Consider the following 13,931-nt stretch of genomic DNA (forward strand, 5'->3'; position numbering starts at 1 on the left):
CCAGCTGGCCCGCGCCGGCTACCGCGTGGTGTGCGCGGCGCGCCGGGTCGAGCGGATCGAGGCGCTGGCCGCCGAGATCGACGGCCTGGCCGTGCCCTGCGACGTCACCGACGCCGAGCAGGTGGCGGCGCTGGCCGAGGCCGCCGGGCCGGCCGTGAGCCTGCTGGTCAACAACGCCGGCGGGGCGATCGGGCTCGACCCGGTCGCCGACGCGAACCCGGACGACTGGCGCTCCATGTACGAGACGAACGTCATCGGGACGCTGCAGGTCACCCGCGCACTGCTGCCCGCGCTCGAGGCGAGCGGCGCAGGCACGGTGCTCAACGTCGGCTCGACCGCGGGTCGCATCGCCTACGAGGGCGGCGGCGGGTACACGGCCGCCAAGCACGGCGTGGCCGTCATGACCGAGACGCTGCGCCTCGAGCTCCTCGGCCGTCCCGTGCGAGTGTGCGAGGTCGCGCCCGGCATGGTGCGCACCGAGGAGTTCGCGCTGACCCGCTTCGACGGCGACACCGAGCGCGCCGACGCCGTCTACCGGGGTGTCGACGAGCCGCTCACGGCCGACGACGTCGCCGACGTGGTCACCTGGGTCGCCACCCGACCGCAGCACGTCAACGTCGACCTCGTGGTCGTGAAGCCGATCGCGCAGGCGTCGCAGCACAAGGTGCACCGCACCTCCTGACCGACCTCCCAGGGGTAGACGTACGAGGGCCCCGCACCGACCGGTGCGGGGCCCTCGTCCGTCCGACGCGGTGCTCAGTGCACGACGACGGGCGGACGACCCTCGTCGTCGAGCAGGTGCGACGCCTCGCGCTTGCGGGGCATGAACGCCACGGGCACGAGGGCGACGACGATCAGCGCGAGCGCCACCAGGTAGGTGTGGTGGAAGGCGTCGGCCGTGTCCTGCAGGACGGTCGGCAGGAAGCTGTCACCGAGGCGTTGCGCGGTCTCGGCGGCGTCGGCCGGCGGCTGCTGACCGGCGGCCTGGGCCGTCCCGATCTCCTGGGCGGCGCTGGCGGCGGCCGAGTTCTTGATGCCGTTGGTGAGCAGCACCGTCATGATCGCGACGCCGATGGAGCTGGCCACCTGCTGCACCACGTTGATCAGCGTCGAGCCGCGGGCGACGTCGTGGGCCTTGAGCGTCTTCAGCGCCGACGTGAAGATCGGCATCATCGTGCCGCCCATGCCGAGGCCCATGATGAACAGCCAGGCCATGATGTGCCAGACCGGCGTGCTCGGGTCGGTGCTGAACGCCAGGCCGGTGACGCCGACGATGATGCCGACGAAGCCGAACGGGACGATGCGGCCGACCGGCATGCGGTCGACGAGCGTGCCGGCGATCGGCATGGTCAGCATGGCGCCGATGCCCTGCGGGGCGACGAGCAGGCCGGCCTTCAGGACGCTCTCGCCACGCACCTGCTGGAAGTAGGTGGGGACGAGCAGCAGGGCGCCGAAGAACGCGCCGACGAACAGGAACATCGTGATGGTCGCGACGGCGAGGTTGCGGTCCTTGAACAGGCGCAGGTCGAGCAGCGGGTGCTTGGGCTTGAAGGCCCAGAACACGAAGCCGACGATGAGCAGCGCGCCCACGATCGAGGGCAGCAGCACGCGGGTCGACTCGACGGTGCCGGTCTCCGGGATGGAGGAGACACCGAACAGGAAGAGCGCGAGGCCGGGCGACATCAGCAGCATGCCGACGACGTCGAAGGACTCGCTGGGCTCGGCGTGGTCCTTCGGCAGGATCACCAGCGCGTAGACGAACGCGGCGATGCCGAGCGGCAGGTTGATGAGGAAGATCCAGTGCCACGAGGCGATCTCGATGAGCCAGCCGCCGAGGATCGGGCCCATGATCGGGCCGAGCAGCATCGGGATGCCGAGGATCGCCATGAGGCGTCCCATGCGGTGCGGGCCCGCGGCCCGGGTCATGATCGTCATGCCGAGCGGCATCAGCATGCCGCCGCCGAGGCCTTGCAGCACGCGGAACGCGACGAGCGACTCGATGCTCCAGGCGGAGGCGCAGAGGACCGAGCCGATCGTGAACAGCGCGATCGCGGTCATGTAGAGCCGCTTGGTGCCGAAGCGGTCGGCGGCCCAGCCGGTCAGCGGGATGACGGCCGCGAGCGCGAGCGTGTAGCCGGTGACCGACCACGCGACCGTGGACAGCTCGGTGACGTCGAAGGCCTTCTGGAACGTCGGCAGCGCGACGTTGACGACGGTGATGTCGAGGATCGACATGATGGCGCCGAGCACGACGACACCGGCGACCTTCAGGATCTCGGGCGTGATGCGGTCGTCGTCCGGGACGGACGTCGAGGCATCGACGGTGGTCTGGTCAGACATGGTCTTCCTTCTCCGGTACTCGCAGAGCATCGCTCTCGAGGATCTGGCCGAGGACCCGGTGCAGGTCCTCGGCGTGGTCGGGCTGGAGCTGCTCGGCGACGACCCGCAGGGCGCGCCGCTTGTGCTCCATCTGCTGGTCGACGGCGTCGAAGCCGCGCTTCGTCAGGGCGACGAGCTTGACGCGACGGTCGTCGGGGCTCTCGTGACGCTCCAGGCAGCCGAGCCTCACCAGCTGGTCGACGGTGCGGCCTGCGGCCGCGACCGACAGGCCGATGGACGTCGCGATCTCGTTGATCGCGAGGGGTCGGTCGGCGAGCGCGACGGTGAACATCGCGCGCGCCTGCGACATGGAGAGGTCGAGCTCGACCAGCTGGTCGAGCCCCTCCGCGTGCACGCAGCTCATGAGGCGCTGGACGAACAGCTCGAGCCGCTCGTACACGTCGTTCCGGTCGGTGGTCACCGGTCGATGCTAACGCACACGCAACCATTGCAGCAACGCGATGATTGTGACCTGCATCTAGTTTCGGAGCTGCAGAGCGTCCAGGTGGCAGGAGCACGGCCACGGCACGACTAGACTTCTCGAGGCCGCACTCCGTGCCAGGCCCGTCGCGCTCGGTCCGAGCGCTCCTGATCATCCAGCGCGAGGAAGTTCCGCATGTCCACCCGCCGTCACGATCTGCGCAACGTCGCGATCGTCGCCCACGTCGACCACGGCAAGACCACGCTCGTCGACGCCATGCTCCAGCAGCAGGGCGCCTACGCCGAGCACCAGGAGGTCACCGACCGAGTCATGGACTCCGGCGACCTCGAGCGCGAGAAGGGCATCACCATCCTCGCGAAGAACACGGCCGTCCGCTACGAGGGCCCCGGCGCCCCCGACGGTGGTGTCGTCATCAACATCATCGACACCCCCGGCCACGCCGACTTCGGTGGCGAGGTCGAGCGCGGCCTGTCCATGGTCGACGCCGTCGTGCTCCTCGTCGACGCGTCCGAGGGCCCGCTCCCGCAGACCCGCTTCGTGCTCCGCAAGGCGCTCGCCGCGAAGATGCCGGTCATCCTGGTCGTCAACAAGGTCGACCGTCCCGACTCGCGCATCGCCGAGGTCGTCGACGAGACCTACGACCTGTTCCTCGACCTCCTGCCCGACGACGCCGGCGACGACGCCCTCGACTTCCCCGTCGTGTACGCGTCGGCGAAGGCCGGCCGCGCGTCCCTCGAGCAGCCCGCCGACGGCGGCCTGCCCGACAACGACAACCTGGTCCCGCTGTTCCAGACGATCCTCGACGCCGTGCCCGCCCCCGAGTACACCGAGGGCGCGCCGCTGCAGGCGCACGTCACGAACCTCGACTCCTCGCCGTTCCTCGGCCGCCTGGCGCTCGTCCGCGTCAAGGAGGGCACCCTGAAGAAGGGTCAGCAGGTCGCGTGGATGAAGCGTGACGGCTCGACCGAGCGGGTCAAGATCACCGAGCTGCTCGTCACGGAGGCGCTCGAGCGCAAGCCCGGCGAGTCGGCCGGCCCCGGCGACATCGTCGCCATCGCGGGCATCGCCGACATCAACATCGGCGAGACGCTGGCCGACCCGGAGAACCCGGTCGCGCTGCCGCTCATCCACGTCGACGAGCCGGCCATCTCGATGACGATCGGCACGAACACGTCGCCGCTCGCCGGCCGCGAGAAGGGCACGAAGGTCACCGCCCGGCTCGTCAAGGACCGTCTCGACTCCGAGCTCATCGGCAACGTCTCGATCCGGGTGCTCCCGACCGACCGTCCCGACGCCTGGGAGGTCCAGGGTCGCGGTGAGCTGGCCCTGGCGATCCTCGTCGAGCAGATGCGTCGCGAGGGCTACGAGCTCACGGTCGGCAAGCCGCAGGTGGTCACGAAGGAGATCGACGGCAAGCTGCACGAGCCGGTCGAGCGCCTCACCATCGACGCGCCCGAGGAGTACCTCGGCACGATCACGCAGCTGCTCGCGGTCCGCAAGGGTCGCATGGAGCAGATGATCAACCACGGCACCGGCTGGGTCCGCATGGAGTTCCTGGTGCCGGCGCGCGGCCTCATCGGCTTCCGCACCGAGTTCCTCACCGACACCCGCGGCACGGGCATCGCCCACCACATCTCCGAGGGCTACGAGCCGTGGTTCGGCGACATCTCGACCCGCCCGTCGGGCTCGCTGGTCGCCGACCGCGCCGGCGCGGTCACGTCGTTCGCGATGACCAACCTGCAGGAGCGCGGCGTGCTGTTCGTCGAGCCTGCGACCGAGGTCTACGAGGGCATGATCGTCGGCGAGAACTCCCGTGACGACGACATGGACGTCAACATCACCAAGGAGAAGAAGCAGACCAACATCCGCTCGGCGACGTCGGACAACTTCGAGAAGGTCATCCCCCCGAAGAAGCTGTCGCTCGAGCAGTGCCTGGAGTTCTGCCGCGAGGACGAGTGCGTCGAGGTGACCCCCTCGCACGTGCGCATCCGCAAGGTCATCCTCAACGTCTCCGAGCGCGCCCGCGCCGCGAAGTCGCGCCGCTGACCCGCACCACCCCCCGACGGGGCGCCTCCCACCCGGGAGGCGCCCCGTCGGCGTACGTGGGCGGCACGACGACGTGTCGGGGCGTCGAGGCGGTAGGTGACCTGCGGAACCGCGCGGTTCGACGGTGCGGTTGGTAGGTGACCTGCGTCGTTCCGCTCCTGATCCGCCGCCCTCCTACCGTTCGCGTCCACGAGCCGCGGCTCACCTACCGCCCACCCCTCCTCCGGGCGGTCGGGTCCTGCCGGTCAGTGCTGGTACCGGACGACGTACGCCGGGCCGACCTCGTCCTGCACGCGTCGGGCGAGGTCCTCGCCTACCAGGCGGAGCTCCTCGAACTCGCGCCGTCGCTGCCGGGCGGCCCCAGTCCGCAGGTCGGAGATGGCGTACTTCCAGCGCACCCACCTCTGCATGAGGAAGACGCCGTCCCAGCGGTCGTCGTACACCTGGGGCGGGACGTTGGCCTCGCACCGGTCCCCGAAGGCCTGGAGGTCGCGGCGCAGGCCGTCGCTCAGGCCGAACTCCTCGCCGTCGGTCCCGCCCTCGTCGCCCCAGAGGCACTCGCCCGCGCCGTAGTCCCACATGACGCGGATCTCCATCGGTTCGTCCACGACCTCACCCTCGCATCCGACGTGCCGCTCCACCCACGGATTTTCGGACCGTTCCGGGGCACCGAAGGCGCCTCAACCGCCCCGGAAGTGTCCGAGACGTAGGGACTAGGACTGCTGCAGGTACTCGAGCTGGGCGCGGACGCTGAGCTCGGCGGCGTCCCAGAGCACCGGGTCGACGTCGGCGTAGACGTGCTCGACGACGGCGCGGGGGGTGTCGTGGCCCGCCGCGACCGCGGCGCGCACCTGGTCGAGACGCTCCTCGCGGTGGTCGAGGTAGTGGTCGAGCACCGCGCCCGGGTCGTCGACGACGGGACCGTGGCCGGGGAGGATGCGGTCGGCGCAGCCCTCCTCCACGAGCTGGCGCAGCTGCGCCAGGGAGTCGAGGTAGGGGCCCAGCTGCCCGTCGGGGTGCGCCACCACCGTCGTGCCGCGACCGAGCACGGTGTCGCCGGTGAGCACGGTAGCCTCGTCGGCCAGGCGCAGGCAGGCCGAGTCGCGCGTGTGGCCCGGCGTCAGCAGCACCACGAGCCGCAGCCCGTCGACCTCGAGCTCCTCGCCGTCGGTCAGCGGCATCGCGTCGGCGCAGAACCGGTCGGTCACCGCCCGGGCCGGGGCACCCGTGCGCTCGCGCATCGTGTCGAAGGCGTCGGTGTGGTCGCCGTGGTGGTGCGTGTACAGCACCAGCCCGACGTCGCCCGCCGCCGCCAGCACCGCGTCGAGGTGGGCGGGATCGTCGGGGCCGGGGTCGACCACGACCGACCGACGCGCACCGGGCTCCCGCAGGATCCACGTGTTGGTCCCCTCGAGCGTCATGATGCCCGGGTTGTCCGCGCGCACCACGCTGGCGCGCTCGGTGACCTCGATCGGCTCAGCCATGGGTCTCCTCCTCGATCGGGTTGTCCAGGAACCACTCGCCGTCGACCTTGACCAGCCGGGGCTCGATCGGGCGGACCTCCCGGGCCCGCGCGTCGTCGACCAGCGTGGCCGGGTCGGCCTGCGCCAGCTCGCGGCAGGTGATCCAGGTGGGCGGCAGCATGGCCGCCTCGTCCGCCTTGACGGCCTCGAGCACCGACGCGATCGACGCCCATGTCGCACGGTCCGCCTCGCCGGGCAGCGTGCCGACGCTCTGCCCCCGCGGCACGGCGGCGACGAAGAAGCGCGTGTCGTAGCGGCGCGGCTCGAACGCCGGGGTGATCCAGTGCGACCACGCGCCGAGGAGGTCCGAGCGCAGCACCAGGTCGCGCGCGCCCAGGAAGTCGCCGAAGCTCAGCTCGCCGGCGTCGAGGTCGAGCCGGGCCTTCTGCAGCTCGGGCGAGGAGGTGTCGGCGACGACGGAGTGCTCGTCGGCGCCCGCGAACAGGATCCCGGACTCCTCGAACGTCTCCCGCACCGCCGCGACGACGAGGGCGCGCGCGGTGTCGGGGTCGCAGCCGAGCCGCTCGCCCCACTGGCTCGACGACGGGCCGACCCAGCCGACCACCTCGCGGTCGGACTCCTGCAGACCTCCGCCGGGGAAGACGTACATGCCGGGCGCGAACGCCATCGTCTGCTGACGACGCAGCAGGTAGGTCTCGGGCCCGCCGACGCCGGGTCGCACGAGGGCGATGGTCGCCGCGGCGCGCGTCGGCGCCGGGCTGCCGTCCCACGTGGCGACGCGGTCGCGGAACACGTCCGGGATCGGCACCCGCACGGTCAGTCGACCTCGACGACGAGCTCGACCTCGACGGGTGCGTCGATCGGCAGCACGGGCACGCCCACGGCGCTGCGAGCGTGCCGTCCGGCGTCGCCGAACACGTCGCCGAGCAGCTCGCTGGCCCCGTTCGCCACCACGGGCTGACCGGTGAAGTCCGGGGTGCTGGCCACGAAGACGGTGACCTTGACGACCTGGCGCACGGCGTCGAGCGAGCCGACGACCGACTTGACCGCCGCGAGCGCGTTCAGGGCGCACTGGCGCGCGGCAGCCTGGGCCTCCTCGGCGGACACCTCGCCGCCGACCTTGCCGGTCGCGACGAGCTCGCCCGACGACAACGGCAGCTGGCCGGCCGTGAACACGTGGGCACCGGAGCGCACCGCGGGCACGTACGACGCGAGCGGTGCCGCCACCTCCGGCAGCGTCAGGCCGAGGTCGGCCAGACGCCGCTCGACGGTGCCGTCGTTCACGACTGGACCGGCCGCTTGAAGTAGGCCACGAGGTTCTCGGGGTTCATGCCCGGCACGATCTGCACGAGCTCCCAGCCGTCGCGGCCGAAGTTGTCGAGGATCTGCTTGGTCGCGTGCACCAGCACCGGTGCGGTCAGGTACTCCCACTGCGTCATGGACCGACTGTAGCGGCGGGCGGTCCGTACCGGTGTCGGCGAGGGTGGTCACATCCTCGCGGTTCGCGGGACAGGAGGGGCACGGTCGTGGAAGGCTCACCCCATGTCGATCTTCCCCCCGACACGGATCGGTCGTGCCCTCGTGGTCTCGGCCGTGCTCGTCGGGGTGACGAAGGTGCTGCCGTTCCTCCTGCAGGTCGTCTCCATGACGGGCGACGAGCGCACCGAGCTGCCTCCGCTGACCCCCACCGGGACGACCCGCGACTTCCTGCTGGGCAACCCGGTCACCTGGTTCCTCGCGGTGGCGGCTGCCGCCTACGTCCTGCTCGTCGTGGTCGACGTCGTGGTGTTCCTGGCGCGACCGCGCCCCGCACGCTCGAGGCAGACCGGACGGTCGGGACGGTCCACCGCCCGGAACCCTCCGGCCCGGGCGCCGCGCCGCACGGCGACCGCCTCCGCCGGCCGACCACGGTCGACGAGCACGAAGCGCACGGCACCCGCCCGCCGTCCGGCCCCGGTGCCGTCGCGCTGACGGTGACCTCGTCGCCGTCGTGCAGGAACGCGCGGGTGGAGCCGTCGCGCAGCACGACCGGCTCGGCACCGTTCGCGGTGAGCTCGATGAGCGCGCCGCTCTCCCCGCGTGCCGGTCCGCTCACGGTGCCCGACGCGAACAGGTCGCCCGGGCGCACCGACGCACCGTTGACGCACAGGTGCGCCAGCATCTGGGCCGGGGTCCAGTACATCGCGCGGTACGGCGGCCGCGACACGACCTCGTCGTCGATCCGCACCTCGAGCGCGAGGTCGAGCGCGCCCGCCGGCACCGACGTGTCGTCGAGGTAGGGCAGCAGCGGGACGTCGCGCGGTGGTGGTGCGGTCCGGGCGTGCCGCAGCGCCTGCATCGGGACGACCCAGGCCGAGACCGACGTCGCGAACGACTTGCCCAGGAACGGTCCGAGCGGCACGTACTCCCACGCCTGCAGGTCGCGCGCCGACCAGTCGTTCACCAGCACCACGCCGAACAGCCGGTCCTCGGCCTCGGCCAGGGTGAGCGGGCCTCGGGTGGCCGGCCCGGCGACGACGAACCCGACCTCGGCCTCCAGGTCGAGCCGCGTCGAGGGGCCGAACGTCACGGCGCCGTCGGGCTCGCGACGCTGGCCGCTCGGACGACGGACGTCGGTGCCCGAGACGACGACGGTGCCCGCACGCCCGTGGTAGCCGATCGGCAGGTGCTTCCAGGCCGCCGGCAGCGGATCGGCGCCGGGGCGGAAGAGCCGGCCGACCGCGGCGGCGTGGTGCTCGGACGCGTAGAAGTCGACGTAGTCGCGCACCGTCCACGGCAGGTGCAGGGTCGCGTCGGCCACCGGCACGAGAGGGAGGTCGTCGGTCCGCGTGCCCACCAGGTCGGCGACCTCCCGACGTACCTCGTCGCGGCGGTCGGGGCCGTGTGCCAGCAGCGCGTCGAGCGTGCCGTCGGCCACCTCGTCGGCGAGCCACGGCAGCGCCGCGCCGACGTCGAGCACCGAGCGGCCCACGCCGACGCCGACCCGGCGCGAGCCGTCGTCGACGCTGAACGAGCACCAGGGCAACGTCGTCGTGCCCCAGTCCGGCGCCGCCGACGTCATCGCGACCAGGAGCGGTGGTAGACGCCGTCGTCGACCGCGCGCCCGCCCTCGCCCAGCTCGAGCGGCCGGAACGTGTCGACCATGACGGCCAGCTCGTCGAAGGACTCCGCGCCGAGGCTCGCCTCGATCGCCGCGGGGACCGGACCGTGCGAGTGCCCGCCGGGGTGCACGCTGACCGAGCCCCTGCCGATGCCGGAGCCCTTGCGGGCCTCGTAGTCGCCGTCCACGTAGAACATGATCTCGTCGCTGTCGACGTTCGCGTGGTAGTACGGCACGGGGATCGCAAGGGGGTGGTAGTCGACCTTGCGGGGCACGAAGTTGCAGACCACGAAGCTGTTCCCCTCGAAGACCTGGTGCACCGGCGGCGGCTGGTGGATGCGGCCCGTGATCGGCTCGAAGTCGTGCACGCTGAGCGCGTAGGGGTACAGGCAGCCGTCCCAGCCGACCACGTCGAACGGGTGCTCCGGCACCACGTGCACGGTGCCTGCGAGGCCTCCGGGTCCGCTGCCGCGGTGCTTCACGAGCACCTCGACCTCGGTCTCCTGGCGGACCTCGGGCTCGCCCGGGCCGCGCAGGTCGCGCTCGCAGTAGGGCGCGTGCTCCAGCAGCTGGCCGTAGCGCGACAGGTAGCGCCTCGGCGGGGCCACGTGGCCGTTCGCCTCGATGCAGTACAGGCGCGACGGCTCCGCGGCAGGGGTGCCGGGCCCTGGGCGGCGCGACGAGTCCGGGACGTAGCGGTGCGTCGTCGCGCGGGGCACGACCAGGTAGTCGCCCGGCCCGTAGGTCAGGTGGCCGAAGACGGTCTCGAGCACGCCCGTGCCGGCCTCGACGAACACGATCTCGTCGCCCGTGGCGTTGCGGTACAGCGGCGACGCCGCGCCCGCCACCACGTAGGAGATCCGCACGTCCCCGTTGGCCAGCACCAGCCGTCGGTGCTCGACCGGGTTCGATCCCTTCGCCGCCCACGGCCCGGCACCCCCGCCGGCGGCGCCGGCCGGGTCGTCGGTGAAGAGGTCGTGCAGCCGCAGGTGCCGGGGGAGCAGCGGCTCGTTCGGCGTTGTCGCCTGGTCGGGCAGCTCCCACCGCCGCGCCTCGAGCACCGCCGACGGCACGCCCACGTGGTAGAGCAGCGAGGAGTCGGAGCTGAAGCCCTCCTCGCCCATCAGCTCCTCGCGGTAGAGCCGGCCGTCGGGGGAGCGGTGCTGGGTGTGCCGCTTCGGCGGCACCGACCCGGCGCGCCGGTAGTGGGCCATCAGAAGTTCCCGCGCTTGGCCTGCTCGCGCTCGATGGCCTCGAACAGCGCCTGGAAGTTGCCCTTGCCGAACCCGAGCGAGCCGTGCCGCTCGATCAGCTCGAAGAACACCGTCGGACGGTCGCCCACGGGCTTGGTGAAGATCTGCAGCAGGTAGCCGTCCTCGTCGCGGTCGACCAGGATGCCGCGAAGCTGCAGCTCCTCGATCGGCACCCGCACCTCGCCGATGCGGGCCCGCAGCTCCGGGTCGGTGTAGTAGCTGTCGGGGGTCGCCAGGAACTCCACGCCGCGCTCGCGGAGGACGTCGACGGCGGCCAGGATGTCGGCCGTCGCGAGCGCGAGGTGCTGCGCGCCGGGCCCGCGGTAGAACTCCAGGTACTCGTCGATCTGCGACTTCTTCCTCGCGACCGCCGGCTCGTTGAGCGGGAACTTCACCCGGTGGTTGCCGCTGGCCACGACCTTGCTCATCAGCGCCGAGTAGTCGGTCGCGATGTCGTCGCCGATGAACTCGGCCATGTTCGTGAAGCCCATGACCCGGTGGTAGAAGTCGACCCACTCGTCCATGTGACCCAGCTCGACGTTGCCGACGACGTGGTCGAGCGCCTGGAACACGGCGTCGTTCTGCCGCCCGTGGCCCGGCACCCCCGCCGTGCTGTCCTGCCGCCCGTGGCCCGGCACCCCCGCCGTGCCGGGGCGCGCGGCGGTGGTGCGGCGCTCGACGAAGCCGGGCAGGTACGGACCGGAGTACCGGCTGCGGTCGACGAGGGAGTGGCGCGTGTCGCCGTACGTCGCGATCGCCGCCCGGCGGACGGTGCCGTGCTCGTCGGTCACGTCGTGCGGCTCCTCGAGCACCGTGGCGCCCTGCGCGCGGGCGTGCTCGACGCAGCGGTCGACGTCGGGCACCTCGAGGGCGATGTCGACGACGCCGTCGCCGTGCGCGCGGTGGTGGTCGGCGATCGCCGAGTCGGGGTCGACGGCACCGCACAGCACGAACCGGACGGCGCCGCCCTGGAGCACGTAGGCGTGGTGGTCGCGGTTGCCGGTCTCCGGGCCCGAGTAGGCGACGACCTCCATGCCGTAGACGTTCTCGTAGTAGCCGGCGGCCTGCGTCGCGTTGCCGACCGCCCACACGACCGCGTCCCAGCCGGTGACGGGGAACGGGTCGTGCGAGGCGTCGTACTCGACGAGGCCCACGAGCTGGCGGAGCTGGTCGAGGTCGAGCTGGGCGAGCCGCTCGCTGCCGGTGAGGGCGGCGGTCTGGTCGGTCGTCGGGGCGTGCGTCGGCGTGGTCGTCATGTGCCCCAGGTCACCTGCTGGGTCGCGTCTTGGCAACCTGCCCGTCTCGTCCTGGTCAGGTCGGCCACCTCTGCCGAGTAGGGTGGCTGTGGACTAGTCGATCTGCCCAGGAGTCGCCGTGGATGCTCTCGACCTCGCCCTCGTCGAGGCGCTGCGTGAGCACCCGCGCGCGGGTGACCTCGAGCTGTCGCGGGTCGTCGGCGTCGCCCGCGCGACCGTGCAGTCGCGGCTGGCGAAGATGGAGGCGTCGGGCGTCATCACGGGCTACGGCCCCGACGTCGACCTCGCCGCCGCCGGCCACACCGTCCTCGCCTTCGCGACGCTGGAGATCGCGCAGGGCCGCCTCGACGACGTGCGCGCCGAGCTCGAGTCGCTGCCGAACGTGCTCGAGGCCTACGTCACGAGCGGCACCGCCGACGTCGTCTGCAAGATCGCCGCGTCCTCGCACGCCGACCTGCAGGACGTGCTGCTCCACATGAGCACCTCGGGCTCGATCGTCCGCTCCACGAGCATCGTCGTGCTCAGCGAGCTCGTCGCCCCCCGCGTCCTCCCCGTCCTCGCCCGCGACGTCCAGGCCGGCGGCCGCGCCCCCCGCTACCGCTGAGCGACCGGCACGGTTTACCACGGTCCCGTGGTAAACCCCGTCCCCCCGAGGCAAAATTCCCCCGGGAGGACGACGTTCACCACGGGACCGTGGTAAACCGTCAGACCCGCAGCGACCTGAGCCGACGCACGGCCTCGTCGATCACCTCGGGACGCTTGCAGAACGCCCACCGGACGTAGGGGCGGCCGGGGTTGTCCTCGAGGGGGGTGTCGGGGTCGTGGAACACCTGGTGGGGGACGGCGACGACCCCGGCCAGCTCGGGCAGGCGCAGGCAGAAGTCGAGGCCGTCCTCGAACCCGAGCGGGCGGATGTCGGTGGTGGCGAAGTACGTGCCGTCGGGCACGACGACGCCGAGGCCGACGTCGGCCAGCCCCGCGCAGAGCCGGTCGCGACGTGCGCGCATCCCCGCGCGGAAGTCCGCGAAGTAGTCGTCGTCGAGCCGCAGGGCCGCGGCGACGGCGGGCTGCAGCGGCGACCCCGACGTGAAGGTCAGGAACTGCTTGGCGCCGAGCACCGACGCGACGAGGGGCGCCGGCCCGCTCGCCCACCCGACCTTCCAGCCGGTGAAGGAGAACGTCTTGCCGCCGCTGGAGATCGTGAGCGTCCGCTCCCACATGCCCGGCAGCGTCGCGATCGGCACGTGGGGGACGTCGAAGGTGAGGTGCTCGTACACCTCGTCGCTGATGACGACGAGGTCGTGCTCGCGCGCCACCTGCGCGACGGCCGCGAGCTCGTCCGGGGTCAGCACGGTGCCGGTCGGGTTGTGCGGCGTGTTCAGCAGGATCGCGGTCGTCCGTGGCGTCACGGCGGCGCGCAGCTGCTCGCGCGGGAGCCGGAAGTCGGGCGCGCGCAGCGTCACGGGTCGACGCACCGCGCCGGCCATCTGGAGCACCGCGACGTAGGAGTCGTAGTACGGCTCGAGCACGACGACCTCGTCGCCGGGCTCGACGATGCCCAGCACCGCGGCGGCGATCGCCTCGGTGGCGCCGGTCGTCACGACGACCTCGGTGTCGGGATCGACGTCGAGGCCGTACCAGCGGCGCTGGTGCTCGGCGACGGCCTCGCGCAGGGCGGGCACGCCGACCCCGGGCGCGTACTGGTTCGCGCCGCCGCGCAGCGCCTCGACCGCTGCCTCGCGCACGACGTCGGGCCCGTCGGTGTCGGGGAAGCCCTGACCGAGGTTCACGGCGCCCGTCGCGGCGGCGAGCGCGCTCATCCGCGCGAAGATCGTGGTGCCCAGGCCGTCGATCCGGCTGCTCTGCGTCCTCATCCCTCGCGACCCTACGCGCCCGCGGGACGGCGAGCCGGGCACCACTTGACGCGTTTCCCTGACGACCAGGGACTTTGGTCCCATGATGGTGCGTGGG

General features: G+C 72.1%; 14 protein-coding genes. 3 read left to right on the forward strand and 11 right to left on the reverse strand.

Annotated features, from left to right (window positions below; all coding sequences use genetic code 11):
* Positions 1–682 (forward strand): SDR family NAD(P)-dependent oxidoreductase (locus tag NH339_RS07145; protein WP_253023888.1); only part of this gene is annotated, 682 nt, incomplete at its 5' end.
* A gap of 74 nt (positions 683–756) precedes the next feature.
* Here the strand turns inward: NH339_RS07145 and NH339_RS07150 are convergent.
* On the reverse strand, positions 757–2,340 hold the full coding sequence (locus tag NH339_RS07150) for a DHA2 family efflux MFS transporter permease subunit (RefSeq protein WP_253023890.1): 1,584 nt from the start codon (positions 2,338–2,340) through the stop codon (positions 757–759).
* Positions 2,333–2,800 carry a MarR family winged helix-turn-helix transcriptional regulator gene (locus NH339_RS07155; protein ID WP_253023892.1) on the reverse strand — a complete coding sequence of 156 codons (468 nt, stop codon included), beginning with the start codon at positions 2,798–2,800 and terminating at the stop codon, positions 2,333–2,335. The genes NH339_RS07150 and NH339_RS07155 overlap by 8 nt, the downstream gene beginning before the upstream one ends.
* 195 nt (positions 2,801–2,995) lie before the next feature.
* Here NH339_RS07155 and typA point away from each other — a divergent pair, with 195 nt between their 5' ends.
* On the forward strand, positions 2,996–4,867 hold the full coding sequence (typA, locus tag NH339_RS07160) for a translational GTPase TypA (RefSeq protein ID WP_253023894.1): 1,872 nt from the start codon (positions 2,996–2,998) through the stop codon (positions 4,865–4,867).
* A 245-nt stretch (positions 4,868–5,112) separates the two neighbouring features.
* Here the strand turns inward: typA and NH339_RS07165 are convergent, their stop codons facing one another.
* The 8 genes from NH339_RS07165 to hppD form a co-directional block, all read right to left on the reverse strand.
* The gene (locus NH339_RS07165) at positions 5,113–5,475 is read right to left on the reverse strand and encodes a hypothetical protein (RefSeq protein WP_253023896.1); all 363 of its coding nucleotides are present in this window, start codon (positions 5,473–5,475) and stop codon (positions 5,113–5,115) included.
* 105 nt (positions 5,476–5,580) lie between these two features.
* Positions 5,581–6,351, reverse strand: coding sequence for an MBL fold metallo-hydrolase (locus NH339_RS07170; RefSeq protein WP_253023898.1), 771 nt, complete (start codon positions 6,349–6,351; stop codon positions 5,581–5,583).
* Positions 6,344–7,159, reverse strand: coding sequence for an NUDIX hydrolase (locus NH339_RS07175; protein ID WP_253023900.1), 816 nt, complete (start codon positions 7,157–7,159; stop codon positions 6,344–6,346). Before NH339_RS07175 ends, NH339_RS07170 begins: the two co-directional genes overlap by 8 nt.
* Before the next feature lie 8 nt (positions 7,160–7,167).
* Entirely contained in the window at positions 7,168–7,635 is a 468-nt protein-coding gene (locus NH339_RS07180) for a RidA family protein (protein ID WP_253023902.1), read from the reverse strand.
* Positions 7,632–7,790, reverse strand: coding sequence for a DUF4177 domain-containing protein (locus tag NH339_RS07185; RefSeq protein WP_144433633.1), 159 nt, complete (start codon positions 7,788–7,790; stop codon positions 7,632–7,634). Before NH339_RS07185 ends, NH339_RS07180 begins: the two co-directional genes overlap by 4 nt.
* A 284-nt stretch (positions 7,791–8,074) precedes the next feature.
* Positions 8,075–9,412 (reverse strand): fumarylacetoacetate hydrolase family protein, encoded by a 1,338-nt coding sequence (locus NH339_RS07190; RefSeq protein ID WP_253023904.1) that lies wholly within the window; start codon positions 9,410–9,412, stop codon positions 8,075–8,077.
* A complete protein-coding gene (locus NH339_RS07195) occupies positions 9,409–10,665 on the reverse strand; it encodes a homogentisate 1,2-dioxygenase (protein WP_253023906.1) in 1,257 nt (418 codons plus the stop codon). Before NH339_RS07195 ends, NH339_RS07190 begins: the two co-directional genes overlap by 4 nt.
* On the reverse strand, positions 10,665–11,960 hold the full coding sequence (hppD, locus tag NH339_RS07200) for a 4-hydroxyphenylpyruvate dioxygenase (protein WP_253023908.1): 1,296 nt from the start codon (positions 11,958–11,960) through the stop codon (positions 10,665–10,667). The genes NH339_RS07195 and hppD overlap by 1 nt, the downstream gene beginning before the upstream one ends.
* Positions 11,961–12,078: 118 nt before the next feature.
* On the opposite strand from hppD, the gene NH339_RS07205 reads away from it, so the two are divergent.
* Positions 12,079–12,564, forward strand: a complete 486-nt coding sequence (locus tag NH339_RS07205; protein WP_253023910.1) for an Lrp/AsnC family transcriptional regulator — start codon at positions 12,079–12,081, stop codon at positions 12,562–12,564.
* Between the two features lie 100 nt (positions 12,565–12,664).
* Here the strand turns inward: NH339_RS07205 and NH339_RS07210 are convergent, their stop codons facing one another.
* Entirely contained in the window at positions 12,665–13,834 is a 1,170-nt protein-coding gene (locus tag NH339_RS07210) for a pyridoxal phosphate-dependent aminotransferase (RefSeq protein ID WP_253023912.1), read from the reverse strand.
* Positions 13,835–13,931 lie beyond the last annotated feature (97 nt).

The sequence above is a fragment of the Aeromicrobium sp. CnD17-E genome, assembly GCF_024124745.1.
GTDB lineage: Bacteria > Actinomycetota > Actinomycetes > Propionibacteriales > Nocardioidaceae > Aeromicrobium.

What these genes read in the sequence shown, in the direction of transcription:
- NH339_RS07150 (WP_253023890.1), bottom strand. Translation starts at nt 2,340, where the DNA reads ATGTCTGACCAGACCACCGTCGATGCCTCGACGTCCGTCCCGGACGAC.
- typA (WP_253023894.1), top strand. Translation starts at nt 2,996, where the DNA reads ATGTCCACCCGCCGTCACGATCTGCGCAACGTCGCGATCGTCGCCCAC.
- NH339_RS07170 (WP_253023898.1), bottom strand. Translation starts at nt 6,351, where the DNA reads ATGGCTGAGCCGATCGAGGTCACCGAGCGCGCCAGCGTGGTGCGCGCG.
- NH339_RS07185 (WP_144433633.1), bottom strand. Translation starts at nt 7,790, where the DNA reads ATGACGCAGTGGGAGTACCTGACCGCACCGGTGCTGGTGCACGCGACC.
- NH339_RS07190 (WP_253023904.1), bottom strand. Translation starts at nt 9,412, where the DNA reads ATGACGTCGGCGGCGCCGGACTGGGGCACGACGACGTTGCCCTGGTGC.
- NH339_RS07195 (WP_253023906.1), bottom strand. Translation starts at nt 10,665, where the DNA reads ATGGCCCACTACCGGCGCGCCGGGTCGGTGCCGCCGAAGCGGCACACC.
- hppD (WP_253023908.1), bottom strand. Translation starts at nt 11,960, where the DNA reads ATGACGACCACGCCGACGCACGCCCCGACGACCGACCAGACCGCCGCC.
- NH339_RS07210 (WP_253023912.1), bottom strand. Translation starts at nt 13,834, where the DNA reads ATGAGGACGCAGAGCAGCCGGATCGACGGCCTGGGCACCACGATCTTC.